The sequence below is a fragment of the Trinickia mobilis genome, from assembly GCF_017315705.1.
GTDB lineage: Bacteria > Pseudomonadota > Gammaproteobacteria > Burkholderiales > Burkholderiaceae > Trinickia_A > Trinickia_A mobilis.
In genome coordinates, this window is the sequence record NZ_JAFLRF010000019.1 from 82,649 (window position 1) to 96,932 (window position 14,284).

Consider the following 14,284-nt stretch of genomic DNA (forward strand, 5'->3'; position numbering starts at 1 on the left):
CGCCTCTGACCAATCAACTAGGTCATTGATCGGCTGCGAGACGGAGACCGACTATTGTCGGTGCCCATTGAGACAAATGATGTCCTCGTGGTTGCTATCAATTCTCGCGAGGAGAGGAGCGTCGACGTCTCCAGGCATTTTTGGTCCACGCCGGGTCGTTACGGTACGACCGACGCGCTGAATGGTGCCCGCGCGATCGAGACGGGAAGTGTCCCTAAGCGGTCGTACGATGCCCTTCGTCTGGTTCATCGTAGAAGAGCAACTGCCTTCCGGAAACGAGCGTTGCGTGCCGTACCGCATAAACAACGAACCTGAGAGTCCCTATAACACCAACTCTGCCAAGCAAGCCAAAGCTTGCAGACCAACCACACGAGCAACGACATGAGCACGGAGTACCTGCGCGACGCGGGGATGGGCCAGCGACCTGGTCGCGCGCGCCCTGACCTTGCCGCACTTGCATAGTCAGTCGAAGGCCCAGGCAGACCCTTCCGAGGACGACGAGGATGAGGGCGAGGACGAAGACAACGGATATGCGATTCCGGTCGAACCCCACGCTGACAATGCCAGCGTCCCGCCCGGCTCGGCATTCGACGAGGATGCCGCCGTGCAGCTCCTTTGCGAGCGCCTGACCGAAGCCGAAGAGAGCGCCGGGGACGCCGCGCCGCCTGAAATCCTCGCCGTCAACATGCAACGCCTTCAGGCGCTGGTCGGCCTGTCGGACGCCGAGACTCGCATCCTGACATTTGGCGCGCTGGTCCACACCGATCGGGTGCTGGACTTGATGAGTGACTGGGTTGGCGATTTGACCTCGGCCAAGCTTTTTCACGTGCTCTCCGCGGTTCTCGACATCTCCGAGAAAACGGTGCGCGCCGCGCTGTCGCCGCAAGGTGCGCTGGCCCGCTCCGGGCTGCTGACGGTCGACCGCAAACAACGCTGGAACGTCGCCGCCAAGCTCGACCTGCTTTCCGACAGCTTTGCCGACCAGGTCGTATCGGACGTCATCGACCCGGTCGACCTGCTGCGCGGCATGGTCACGCTCGCACCGCGGGCCACGCTGTCGATGGTGGACTTCGCGCACCTGGGCGAGCAGTTGACGTTGATGCGGTCGTATTTCGAACGTGTGTCGCTCACGCGCCGGCGCGGCGCCAACGTGCTCGTCTACGGCGAGCCGGGTACCGGCAAGACCGAGTTGACGCGAATGTTGGCCCGGGCATTGCGCCTCTCCCTCTACGAGGTCACCGGCGGAGATGAGGAGGGCGACGCCGTGCTCGGCGACCAGCGCCTGCGGGCGTTTCGTGCCGCACAGGCGTTCTTCACCGAGCAGCCGGTACTGATCGTGTTCGACGAGGCGGAGGACGTGTTTTCCGACGGCGGACCGAACGAGCGCAGTGTTGCGCGCACGCGCAAAGCCTGGCTCAACCGGGCACTCGAAGACAATCCGGTTCCGACCTTGTGGCTGTCCAATTCGGTCGCCGGGCTCGACCCGGCCTTTGTACGCCGTTTCGATATGGTGCTGCAGATGCCGCTGCCGCCCTCGCGCATGCGCGAGCGCATTATCCACGCCGCGTGCGGCAGCCATCTGCTCGACAGCACGGCGTACCGGATCTCGAGGCACAGTGCGTTGACGCCGGGCGTCGTGGCGCGTGCAGCGGCGGTGCTCCTTGAAGTGGCCGACGACTGGCCGCCGGAACGTTTCAACGAGACGCTCGAGCGGCTCGTCAGCGGCACCTTGAAGGCGCAAGGCCATGCGAGCTTGTCGCAGATCACCGCGGCGCCGCCGACCGGCGCTTATGACCTTGCCTACGTCAATGTGGACGCCGACCTTCCTGAGCTCGCTCGCGGTGTGATTCGGACGCGATCCGCGCGTCTCTGTCTTTACGGGCCGCCTGGCACCGGCAAGACCGCCTTCTCCGCGTGGCTCGCCGACGAGATGGATGTGCCGCTGTTGTCCCAGCGCGCGTCGGACCTGATTTCGCCTTTTGTTGGCGAAACCGAGCGCAACATCGCGTTGGCCTTCGAGGAAGCGGCACGCGACGGCGCATTGCTTTGCGTCGACGAAGCCGACAGCTTCCTGCGCGATCGCGCCGGGAGCCGGTATGGCTGGGAAGTGACGGCCGTCAACGAGATGCTGACGCAAATCGCGAACTTCACGGGCGTGCTGGTCATGTCGACGAACCTGCTGAACGCGCTCGACGAGGCCGCGCTGAGGCGTTTCGACGTCAAGCTGCATTTTGACTATCTGTCGACCCAGCAACGGCGCGCGCTGTTTGCGGATCGCTGCGGCGCACTCGGCCTCGGTGTGCCGGACGCGGAGTGCGAGCGGCAGCTCGCGCGGCTCGATACCTTGACCCCGGGAGAATTCGCGTCCGTTATCCGGCGCCACCGCTTGAGCCCGTTGCGTTCGCCTGCTGATTTCGCACGCGCGCTGGCTGCGGAATGCAACGTCAAGCAGCGCGGCGCGGCACCCATCGGCTTCGTCTAAGTACGCGCGAGGCGAAACCACTTGAAACGCGCCATTGCCCATGCCAGACTCGCCGCGTTTATAACAATCGGGGCTCGGGGAATGGGGAAACACGATTCGGAGATCATTGCCGTATTGCCGACCGAGGGGCCGGGCGTCGAGGGCATGAGTACACCCCAGGTGCGCGATGCGCTGGCTCGCGCCGGTCTGCCATTCCGCTACGACAAGGCAGCATTGAGAGGCCTGCAGGCGCTGGAGAATCAGGGCCTTGTGTATTGCGAGTCGCGTGGCCGCGCGCTCTACTGGAAGAAGCGGGCCGGGGCGAGCGGTATGGCGGCAAAAGCCGGTGCCATGATGCGCTTCGACGAGGCGTTGGCCTTGCAGGTGCTCAAGCGCTTCTCATCACGTCAGATTCCGGTACTCGTTGCGCAATCGCTTTCGGGGATGTTCGAGGTCGCCGAAGACAAGCTTGCGCGCGCTCATGCCGCTACTCAGGAGCATCACGGGAAGTGGCTGTCGAAGGTGGCGGTCGAGCCCGGCGCCTTTCCGCTCGAGCACCCGACGATCGAGCCAGAAGTGTTCGCGGCCGTGTCGCAGGCGCTGTTTCACGAACGCAAGCTGCATGTCCAATACCGCAAGCGCGGTGACGAGTCCGATAGCGAAAGGATCTTGCTGCCGCTCGGTCTCGTGGAAGTCGGGGGCCTGGTTTATCTCGTCGGCGGCACCGAGGGCAAGCGCGATCCGACGCTTTACCGGCTCGACCGAATGGCCGCGGCCGTGTTGCAGGACGAATCGTTCACTTATCCGCGCACGTTCTCGCTCGACGACTATGTGAAGCACCAACGCCAATTCGATTTCTTCCCGAACGGCCAGATCAGGCTTCGGTTGCGTTTCCGCGACGGTGCTGGCGATCACCTGTTGGAATCCAGGCTGTCCGACGATCAGAAGGTCGAGCGTACGGGTGATGTGCTTGAGGTGACGGGCACCGTGATGTTGAGCCAGCGCCTGCGGTGGTGGATCCGCTCGTTCGGGCCGCAAGTCGAGGTGATCGAGCCGTCGGAATTGCGTGACGAATTGGCTCAGGAAGCGCGCGCGCTCCATGACCTCTATCGACGGCGTAGAGTGTGATCCATCGCTGAAATGGACCTGTCATGTCCCCGGCACCTGATCGGACATATTCTGTCCCAATGGGGATTTACACTGCGCGACAGATCCGATCCATTCATCAAGCGGGGCCGCGATGATCAGGTATTCATCCAACCACGAACCCGGAGTGGCGACATGATGCCGATGGAACCGGCGGACCTGCAAACCGCCGCCACCTGGCTGCGCGAAGCCAACGGCCTGCTGATCACAGCGGGCGCCGGCATGGGCGTTGATTCGGGTCTGCCGGACTTTCGCGGCAACGAGGGTTTCTGGCGCGCCTATCCCGCTCTCGCCGCAGCCCAGCGCGATTTCCAGTCGATGGCCAATCCGGGCACGTTTCGCGAGGACCCTCGCCTGGCGTGGGGCTTCTATGGCCATCGCCTCAAACTCTATCGGGCAACGCGCCCCCACGCCGGCTTTGCGACGTTGATCCGCTGGGCGCAGCCCATGCCGCACGGTGCCTTCGTCTTCACCAGCAACGTGGACGGTCAGTTCCAGCGCGCCGGATTCCCCGAGGGGCGAATCGTCGAATGCCACGGTTCAATCCACCACTTGCAATGCTGCGAGCCCTGCTCGCCGTCCATCTGGTCGGCGGCCCCGTTCGTGCCGCAGGTCGACACGCAAGTGTGCCGACTCACCAGCGAGCTGCCGCGATGTCCGGTTTGCGGCGCCGTTGCGCGGCCGAACATCCTGATGTTCTGGGATGCCGAGTGGCTCTCGTCGCGCGCGGACGCGCAGCAAGCACGTCTCGAACGCTGGCTCGCATCGGTTACGCGGCTGGTGGTCGTCGAACTGGGCGCGGGCACTGCATTGTCGACCGTCCGGCGCTTCAGCACGCGGCACGGCCCGCGCGTGATCCGGATCAACCCGCGCGAGCCGCAAATCGATCCGTCATTGGGCATCGGCATTCAAACCGGCGCGCTTGAAGGGCTGACGCTTCTCGACGACGCATTGGGACGCTACCCATAACATACCTATCCATACGCGCGCTGGTCCGCCCCGACGGCCTGCCTTCGATTGCTGATTGACGGAGCTTCCTTTGACGACACAACCGCTTCCCGCCGGGCTGATGCTGATCCACGGCAACCAGCCTGAGCGCCTGCGCGACCTGATGCTTGAATGGATCAGGCAGTACCCGCTGGCGCCGCTCGAGAACGAAGTGATCCTCGTGCAGAGCAACGGCATCGCGCAGTGGCTGAAGCTAGCGTTCGCGGCCGACCCAGGCCACGGCGGTTGCGGCATTTCAGCGGCGCTGGACCTGTCGCTGCCGGCGCGCTTCCTCTGGCAGGTCTATCGCGCGGTCCTGGGCGCTGACGCGGTGCCGGACATCTCCCCGTTCGACAAGTCGCGCCTTGTCTGGCGGCTGACGCGCCTCTTGCCGTCGCTGCTCGACCAGCCTGAGTTCGCCCCGCTCAGGCGTTTCATGGCGCACGACGACGATCAGCGCAAGCGCTTCCAGCTCGCGCAGCGTGTGGCCGACCTGTTCGACCAGTACCAGGTCTATCGCGCGGACTGGCTCGCGCGCTGGTCTGGCGGCGAGGACGTGCTAATCGACGCGCGCGACGCGCAGTCCCTGCTGCCGGATGAGCATCGCTGGCAGGCGGCGTTGTGGCGCGCGTTGCTCGACGATGTCGGCCTGCATGGACCTGCTGGCATCGACGCATCGAAGGCCGGCCGCGCGGCCGTGCATCAGGAGTTCATGCGGCGCGCCGCCGCCTTGCCCGAGGGGGAGCAGCCGCGAGGCCTGCCGCGCCGGGTCATCGTGTTCGGGATTTCGAGCCTGCCGCTGCAATCGCTGGAGGTGCTGGCCGCGCTCGCGCGCTTTACCCAGGTGCTGATGTGCGTGCACAACCCGTGCGCCCACTATTGGGCGGACATCGTTGCCGATCAGGATCTGTTGCGCGCCACACGCTCGCGCCAGCGCCGCCGCGAGGGAGCGCCAGCGATCGTGGACGAGGCGCAACTGCACCTGCATGCGCACCGGCTACTGGCGGCTTGGGGCAAGCAGGGGCGAGACTTCATTGGCCTGCTCGATGAGTTCGACAGCGATGCGGCCCGCGATAACTACGCGTCGCGCTTCGCGAGCATCGGCCAGCGCATCGATCTGTTCGAAAGCGACAGCACGGCGACGATGCTCCAGCAGCTGCAGGACGACATTCGCGACCTACGGACGCTCGTCGAAACGCGCGAACGCTGGCCCGCGGTTGATCCGCGCGAGGACCGGTCGATCCGCTTTCACATCGCGCACAGTGCCCAGCGCGAGGTCGAGATCCTGCACGATCAGTTGCTGGCCGCCTTTGCTGGCAATGCGATGCTGCGTCCGCGTGACGTGATCGTGATGGTGCCGGATATCGAGACGTACGCACCGCATATCCAGGCAGTGTTCGGCCTGCTCGACATCAGCGATCCGCGCTATATCCCGTTCAGCGTCGCGGACCGGGGGCAGCGCAGCTTCGATCCGCTGCTCGGCGCGCTCGAGACGCTGCTTGCGTTGCCGCAATCGCGGGTCACGGCAAGCGACGTGCTCGATCTGCTCGAAGTGCCGGCGTTACGCGCGCGCTTCGGCATTGCCGCGGACGATCTCCCGAAGCTGCACAACTGGATAGGCGGCGCCAACATCCGTTGGGGGCTGCATGGCGAGCAGCGAGCGAGCCTCGATCTGCCGAGGGCCGGCAACGATGACGCGCCGAACAGCTGGGCGTTCGGCCTGCGCCGGATGCTGCTCGGCTACGCGGTGGGCGACAAGTCCGACGCCTGGCAGGGCATTGAGCCCTTCGCCGAAATCGGCGGACTCGACGCGGCGCTGTTGGGGCCGCTGACTCGGCTAGTCGACGCGCTCGACGAGACGTGGCGGACACTGCGCGGGCCGGCGACAGTCGAGGCATGGTGCCGGCGACTGCGCGAACTCAAGAATCGGTTCTTCGCGCCCGTCGACAGCGACGATGCCTACACGCTTGACCGTCTCGATGCTGCGCTCGAAGCCTGGCACGACGCCTGCGACGACGCGGCCCTGACCGACGCCCTGCCGCTGTCGATCGTCGCCGATCACTGGCTCTCGCAGCTTGACGAAGGTAGCTTGTCGCAACGCTTCTTCGCGGGCGCCGTGACGTTCGCGACGCTGATGCCGATGCGCGCGATTCCGTTCCGTCACGTCTGTCTGCTCGGCATGAACGACGGCGACTACCCGCGCACCCGCATGCCGCTCGACTTCGACCTGATGCGACAGAGCTACCGGCCCGGCGACCGGTCGCGCCGCGAGGACGACCGCTACCTGTTCCTCGAGGCGCTGTTGTCGGCGCGCGAGCACCTGCACGTGTCGTGGGTCGGGCGCAGCGTCACGGACAACACGCCTCGCCCACCGTCGGTGCTGGTCGGGCAGTTGCGCGAGCATCTGTCGGCCGGCTGGCATCTGGCGGGGGACGAGAGTGATAAGCCCGATGCGCTTCTCGACGCGCTGACGGTCGTGCACCGGTTGCAGCCGTTCAGCGCCGAATATTTCCCTGCGGATCCTGCTGAGTCGAAGCTTTTCACCTTCGCAAGCGAATGGCGCGAAGCGAGCGCGGGCGATCAAGCTGAACCCGGAATGGGGGCCGCGTTTCGTCCGCTTTCGCCGCTCGAGCGCGTCGAACCGTTGTCGGTGCGGGAGCTGACGGACTTCCTGCGCGACCCGATCAAGTCCTTCTTCCGGCAGCGTCTGCGGGTGGCGTTCGAGACCGATGCGATGGCGAGCGAAAACGACGAGCCATTCGATCTCGACGGCCTCACGTCGTGGCAATTGCAAAGCGAGCTGATCCGCGCGCAGACGGCGGCGCTCGAGCGCGGCGTTGACGATGTGCTGCCGGCCGCGCAGGCCCGACTGGCGCGCATGCATCGCAGCGGCGACCTTGCGGCCGGCGGATTCGGCGAGCTGCTCGGGGACGCATTGATGGAGCCGATGTCCGACCTGTTCGAGCGCTATCGCGCAGCGCTCGCACGCTGGCCGCAAACGCCCGACGAAGCGCAGCACGAGCTACGTCTCGATGCCACGATCGACGGACGCGAGCGTTCGCTCGAAGACTGGATTGTCGACGTGCGGACCGATGCACAAGGCGCGCGCGGCCGCGTGATCCTGGAGGCTAGCTCGCTCGTCAAGGACAACAAGTACCGTCGCGACAAGGTGATCGTGCATTGGGTCGCCCATCTGGCCGCGCAACTGGCTGCGGGCCCGGTGACGACGGTGGTGGTCAGTAAGGTGGGCAGCGTCGAGTTGGAGCCACTGACCGAGGAAGACGCGCGTGCAGCGTTGCTTGCGTTGCTGCGCGCCTGGGATGAGGGCGTGCGCAGGCCGCTGCCGCTCGCGGTGAACGCCGCATTCGCTTGGCTCGGCAAGCGGCCGCAAGCGAGCGCCGGCGTGGATGTCGCTGACGGCGAGACCGGCAACGACCACTGGAGGGCGGATGCCGGCGCATTGGCGGAGGCGCGCGAGGCGGCCCGCGCCACCTACGAGGGCACGGCCTGGCAATCGGGCGAGTGCGCATCGAACGCCTATCTGCATCGCGTGTACCCGGATTTCGAGGCGCTGGCCGCGAGCGGCGAATTCGAGCAGCTTGCGATTGAACTGCTGCTGCCGCTCCATCTTGCGATTCCGGCGTCGACCAAGACGAAGAACAGCTCAAAAACGGGGGGAGAGGCCCAATGAGCGAAGACCTCACGACAACCACGGGCGGCGCTATCGCGGCGCTAGATCCCCTGCGCTTTCCGTTGCGCGGCAGCAGCCTCATCGAGGCGAGCGCGGGCACCGGCAAGACCTTTACGATCGCGATGCTGTATGTCCGCCTTGTCCTCGGACACGACGGCGAGGCGGGCAGCGCGCGTGCGTTGACGCCGCCGGAAATCCTTGTCGTCACGTTCACTGATGCGGCGACCAAGGAACTGCGCGAGCGGATCCGCGCACGCCTGGTGGAAGCCGCCGAGGCGTTCCGCGCCAATCCGAACGAGACCGACGCGCGCGAGGCAGGCGTCGACCTGCTGGCTGACTTGCGCGCCGAATATGCGCCGGACGATTGGCCAGCCTGTGCGCGCCGGCTGGAGCTGGCCGCCGAATGGATGGACGAGGCGGCAATCTCCACGATTCATGGCTGGTGCAACCGGATGCTGAGCGAGCACGCGTTCGACAGCGACAGCTTGTTTTCGCAGACTCTCGAAACGGATCAGAGCGCGCTGCGCGCGGAGGTCGTGCGCGACTATTGGCGAACCTTTCTGGCGCCGCTCGATGCCGAGTCGGCCCAAGAGGTGCGCCAATGGTTCAGGAGCCCGCATGCGCTGCAGTCCAACATCGGCGGCCTGATCGGCCATGCAGACCTGCTCCCGCAGGCGCCGGCGCCCGAACAGTCGCTGAAGACGGCGCGTGAAGCGCAACGCGCGCACCTGGCTCACCTGAAGCAAAACTGGACCGCATGGTGCGACGAGCTTCACGCACTTCTCGAGGATGCGCGAGAGAAGAAGCTGTTCAATGCGCAGCGCCTGAATCGCGCCCACTGTCAAAACTGGCTCGAGAAGCTGCGCGCCTGGGCAGGCGATCCGCTGATGGTCAGGCCTGCGTTCGCCGACGATGCGGCGGTCTGGACCCGCCTGACCTACGCCGGGCTCGCGGAGATCTGGAAGACGGGCGAGCCGCCGACGCACCCGGCGCTCGACGCCATGGAGGCGTTGCCCGCGGCGCTGGCGGCGCAGCCGACGGCATACCACGACCTGCTTTGCCACGCGGCGCATTGGGTGGCGGCGCGTTTCACGGCAGAGGAGCGCAAGCGCTCGCAGATGGGCTTCGACGATTTGCTGACTCGCCTGCGTGACGCGCTGCGTTCCGCGAACGGTACGCGCCTGGCCGAGATCATCCGCCGGCAATACCCGGTTGCGCTGATCGACGAGTTCCAGGACACGGACCCGGTGCAGTACGAGATTTTTGATGCCGTCTATCGCATTGAAGAGAACGACGAAGAGACGGCGATCGTCCTGATCGGCGATCCGAAGCAGGCGATCTACGCATTTCGCGGTGCCGACATCTTCACTTATTTGGCGGCCCGCCGCGCGTGTGCGGGTCGGCTCTTCACGCTGAAGAAGAACTTTCGCTCGACGGCTGCGATGGTGGCCGCCGTCAATCGCTGCTTCGCGGCCGCCGAAGCGAGGCCCGAGGGGCAGGGGGCGTTCCTGTTCCGCATCGGCGGTAACGATGAGAATCCGCTGCCGTTCGTCGCTGCCGACGCGCAAGGCCGAAAGGAGACGCTCAAGGCGAAGGGTGTCGAGTTGCCCGCGCTGACCGCTTGGTGGCAGCCGCCGGTGGAAGGCGGCAAGCCACTCGCCAAGGACGCGTACCTGCGCGGGATGGCAGCGAGTTGCGCCACGGAGATGGTGCGACTCCTGAACCTCGGTCAGAAAGGCGAGGCGGGCTTCGTCGGCACGCGTGGCGCGAAGGCGTTGCAACCTGCGCACATGGCCGTGCTCGTCAACAACGGCAGCGAAGCGCGCGCGATCCGAGCGGCGCTTGCCGAGTGCGGCGTGCGCAGCGTCTACCTGTCGGACCGCGACTCGGTGTTCGCGACCGAGCAGGCGCTTGAATTGCGGCATTGGCTGGCCGCGTGCGCGGAGCCCGATGACGGGCGCCTCGTGCGTGCCGCGCTCGCGACGGCGACGCTCGGTCTTAGCTGGGCTGATCTCGATGCGCTCACGCATGACGAAATTGAATGGGAAAACCGCGTCCTGCAGTTCCGCGGCTATCGCGACTACTGGCGCAGCAAGGGTGTGCTTCCGATGCTGCGCCAGCTGCTTCACGATTTTCAAATCCCCCAAAGCCTGATCGGACGCACCGCCGGCGCCGCGGTGAACGGCGAGCGGGTGCTGACGAACTTGCTCCATCTGGCCGAGCTGTTGCAACAGGCGAGCACGCAGCTCGACGGTGAGCATGCGCTGATTCGTTACCTGGACGAGGCGCTTGCCGAGGGCTCCGCCAGCGCGGGCAGCGATGCCCAGCAGGTCCGGCTCGAAAGCGACGCCGGTCTGGTGCAGGTCGTGACGATTCACAAATCGAAAGGGCTCGAATACCCGCTGGTGTTCCTGCCGTTCGCGTGCAACTTCCGTCCGGCGAAGGCGACCGATATGCCACTCAAGTGGCACGACGAGACTGGCAAGTTGCAGGTGACGCTCGACGATGCGTCCGTTCTGCCGCAGGTCGATCGCGAGCGACTCGCCGAAGACCTGCGCAAGCTCTACGTGGCGCTCACACGGGCTCAGTTCGCAACCTGGATCGGCCTGGCGCCGATCCAGGGCGTCGAGGCAAGCGCGCTCGGTTATCTGCTCGCCGGCGGCGAGGCGATCGCACCGGACGCGCTGGGCGAGCTGCTCGGTGCGTTGCGGGGCGACCTGACCTGCATCGACGTCTGCGAGGCTCCACCAGCAAGCGACGAGACGTTTGCAGCTCGCGATGCGCAAGTCGAGCGCGGTGCCGCGCGGACGTTGGAGCGGCGCGTGCGCGAGCATTGGTGGATCGCCAGCTACTCGAGCCTGCGCAAGGTCGACGGTGTGATCGGCGGCGATGCCGCTCATGGGGTCGCCAGCACGTTCGCCGCGGCGCAGACGGATGAGCAACGCGTGCCGGACACTCGGGCCCAGGATGTCCATCGCGAGCTCGCAGACGCCGAGACAACCGATGGATATGGCGCGACATGGGAGCTTGCAAGCGCAGCATTCGGGAATGCGCCGGCGGCGCAGACGCTGCACGGCTTCCCGCGCGGCGCGGATGCCGGCAGCTTCCTGCACGAGCTGATGGAATGGGCCGCGAACGAGGGCTTTGCCACACTCGCAGCGCACCCCGAACTGGCGCGCGATACGATCGCGCGCCGCTGCAGCCTGCGCGGCTGGGCACGCTGGATCGAGCCGCTGACCGAATGGCTGCTGGCGCTGTTACGCGATCCGCTGCGCCTGCCTGCGCTGAATGGCGAGCCGACCGCGCCCGTCATCCTCTCCGACCTGAAGTCATACACGCCCGAGATGGAGTTCTGGGTGGCGGCGCACGAAGTCGATGCGCAGGCGCTCGACCGCGTTGTCTGCGAGATGACGCTCGACGGCTCCGCGCGCCCCGCGCTCGAGCCGGCGCAGCTCAATGGCATGCTCAAGGGCTTCATCGATCTCGTTTTCGAGCACGATGGCCGCTACTACGTCGCGGACTACAAGTCGAACTGGCTCGGCCCCGACGATGCCGCTTATACGCCGGCACGGATGCGCGCGCAGATCCTCCATTCGCGCTACGAGCTTCAGTACGTGTTGTACCTGTTCGCGCTGCATCGATTGCTGAAGGCGCGGTTGCCCGATTACGACTACGACCGCCATGTGGGCGGTGCGGTTTACTTGTTCCTGCGCGGCAGCCACGCCCCCAGTCAGGGGTCGCATATCGAACGGCCGCCACGCGCATTGATCGAAGCACTGGATGTGCGCTTCTCGCATCGAGAGAGCGGTGAGGAAATCGTGGGAGATCCGGCATGACGACGCGTGTCAATGAACCGATTGGAGCTGTCGCCGCGACGACCGCGCGCCGCACGAACGAAGCTGCTGACGCACAGCCGATGCTGGGCATGCTCGACGACTGGGTCGAGCACAGCTGGTTGCGCGCGCTCGATGCCGCGTTCGCCCGCTTCCTGACGCGGGAGGCGCCGGACGCCGCTCCGCTGCTGATCCTGGGGGCGGCCCTGGCGAGCCATCAGCTCGGCCGTGGGCATGCGTGCCTGGATCTGCGGGCGACCCTCGACGATCCCGCCTTTGCGTTGTCGCTGCCACCCGACGGCACCCTCGACGGGCTCACCGATGCGCCGATGCGCGCCCCCGCCGAGATTCTCGCCGACGTGAATCTCGCACAATGGCTCGCGACGCTCGACCATGCGGCGCTGGTAAGCTCGGGTGCAGGCGACACGCCGCTCGTGCTCGTAGGAACGCGCCTGTACCTGCGCCGCTACTGGCAATACGAGCAGGATGTGTGCGCCGGCATTGAGCAGCGTCTGCGCGCGTCGGGAGATCAGGCCGCGTTGCTCGACACCGACGCCGTGCGGGCCACGCTCGATGCGTTGTTTCCTGCGCGGGACGCCGGCAGCTCGGGTGCCAACTGGCAGAAGCTCGCGTGCGCGCTGGCCGCGCGCAGCGCATTCAGCATCATCACGGGCGGCCCGGGCACGGGCAAGACCACCACCGTCGTGCGGCTGCTCGCCTTGCTCCAGGCGATCGCATTGACGCGCGGCGCCGGCAGTGTCGAAGGGACGCGGCGCGCGCGGCCGCTGCGGATCAAGCTTGCTGCGCCGACGGGAAAGGCCGCTGCGCGCTTGAACGAATCGATCGCGGGCGCGGTGGCGGACTTGCCCGTGAAAAGCCTGCCCGACGGTGCGGCGGTGCGCGCGGCGATTCCGACGGTCGTGACGACCCTGCACCGCGTGCTCGGCACGCGCCCCGATAGTAGGCGCTTCCGCCACAATGCGAGCAATCCGCTGCCGGTCGACGTGCTGGTGATCGACGAGGCATCGATGGTCGATCTCGAGATGATGGCGGCGGTGCTCGACGCGCTGCCGGCCTCGGCACGTCTGGTGTTGCTCGGCGACAAGGATCAGCTCGCGTCGGTTGAGGCGGGCGCCGTTCTCGGCGAACTATGCGAGCGCGCCACTAAGGGGCACTACACACCGGCGACGCGCGACTGGCTGCAGGCGGCCACGGGCGAGCGCTTTGATGAAGCGCTGCTCGATGAGGACGGCACGGACCTCGATCAGGCGACCGCGATGCTACGGCGAAGCTACCGGTTCTCGTCGACAAGCGGCATCGGCGAGCTGGCCGCATGCGTCAACGAAGGCGCAGCCGACCGCGTCGCGCAAGTACTGGGTAAGCAGCCCGCGGACCTCGCTTGGGTGACCTGTCCGGCACCGTACGACGCGTCGTTCAAGACGCTCGTGATCGACGGCCACGGCGGTACTGGCCCGGCAGCCGGCGAGAAGCGACGCGGCTACCGCCACTATCTCGAGACGATGCACAAGCGCGAGCCGGCTCGCGACGCCGGTCCGGCTGCGTTCGATACGTGGGCCGCGCAAGTGCTGGAGGCTCGCGACGCCTTCCAACTGCTGTGCGCGGTGCGCCGCGGGCCGTGGGGCGTCGAGGGGCTCAACAAACAGATCGCGCGGCATCTGCACGAAGCGGGTCTGATCGACGCGCGCAACGAATGGTATCCGGGCCGGCCGGTGCTCGTGACACGTAACGACTATGAGCTCGGGCTGATGAATGGCGACATCGGGATCACTCTCGAAGTGCCGGGCGGTGCGGACGGCCGCGGGGCGCTGCGCGTCGCGTTCCCGGCCGCTGACGGCTCGGACGGTATCAAGTGGGTGCTGCCAAGCCGTCTGCAGGCGGTGGAGACGGTATTTGCGCTGACCGTGCACAAGTCGCAAGGCTCCGAGTTCACGCATGCGGCGCTGATTCTGCCCGATACGTTCAGTCCGATTCTGACGCGTGAACTCGTCTACACGGGCATCACGCGCGCGCGTGAATTCCTGACGCTGGCTGTTCCCGAGGGCAAGGCAATCCTGGAGCAGGCCGTAAACGCAAAGGTGCGGCGGGCAAGCGGGCTGCTTGCGGGACTCGGTATGCGGGAGTAGACGCGGATCGATCGAGCCGACG

At 66.3% G+C, this 14,284-nt stretch carries 6 protein-coding genes; all 6 read left to right on the forward strand.

Annotated elements, in window-relative coordinates:
• The first annotated feature begins 445 nt into the window (after positions 1–445).
• A complete protein-coding gene (locus tag J3489_RS23370) occupies positions 446–2,482 on the forward strand; it encodes an AAA family ATPase (RefSeq protein WP_207002107.1) in 2,037 nt (678 codons plus the stop codon).
• Positions 2,483–2,563: 81 nt separating this feature from the next.
• Entirely contained in the window at positions 2,564–3,589 is a 1,026-nt protein-coding gene (locus tag J3489_RS23375) for a helix-turn-helix transcriptional regulator (protein WP_207002109.1), read from the forward strand.
• A gap of 153 nt (positions 3,590–3,742) precedes the next feature.
• Positions 3,743–4,576: an SIR2 family NAD-dependent protein deacylase gene (locus J3489_RS23380; RefSeq protein WP_242540234.1), complete on the forward strand. Its 834-nt coding sequence runs from the start codon at positions 3,743–3,745 to the stop codon at positions 4,574–4,576.
• Between the two features lie 70 nt (positions 4,577–4,646).
• The gene (gene recC / locus J3489_RS23385; RefSeq protein ID WP_242540235.1) at positions 4,647–8,285 is read left to right on the forward strand and encodes an exodeoxyribonuclease V subunit gamma; all 3,639 of its coding nucleotides are present in this window, start codon (positions 4,647–4,649) and stop codon (positions 8,283–8,285) included.
• Positions 8,282–12,121, forward strand: a complete 3,840-nt coding sequence (recB, locus tag J3489_RS23390) for an exodeoxyribonuclease V subunit beta (RefSeq protein ID WP_207002111.1) — start codon at positions 8,282–8,284, stop codon at positions 12,119–12,121. The genes recC and recB overlap by 4 nt, the downstream gene beginning before the upstream one ends.
• On the forward strand, positions 12,118–14,262 hold the full coding sequence (gene recD / locus J3489_RS23395) for an exodeoxyribonuclease V subunit alpha (protein WP_207002113.1): 2,145 nt from the start codon (positions 12,118–12,120) through the stop codon (positions 14,260–14,262). Before recB ends, recD begins: the two co-directional genes overlap by 4 nt.
• Positions 14,263–14,284 lie beyond the last annotated feature (22 nt).

Coding starts and splice junctions, on each gene's coding strand:
- J3489_RS23375 (WP_207002109.1), top strand. CDS start 2,564: ATGGGGAAACACGATTCGGAGATCATTGCCGTATTGCCGACCGAGGGG.
- J3489_RS23380 (WP_242540234.1), top strand. CDS start 3,743: ATGATGCCGATGGAACCGGCGGACCTGCAAACCGCCGCCACCTGGCTG.
- recB (WP_207002111.1), top strand. CDS start 8,282: ATGAGCGAAGACCTCACGACAACCACGGGCGGCGCTATCGCGGCGCTA.
- recD (WP_207002113.1), top strand. CDS start 12,118: ATGACGACGCGTGTCAATGAACCGATTGGAGCTGTCGCCGCGACGACC.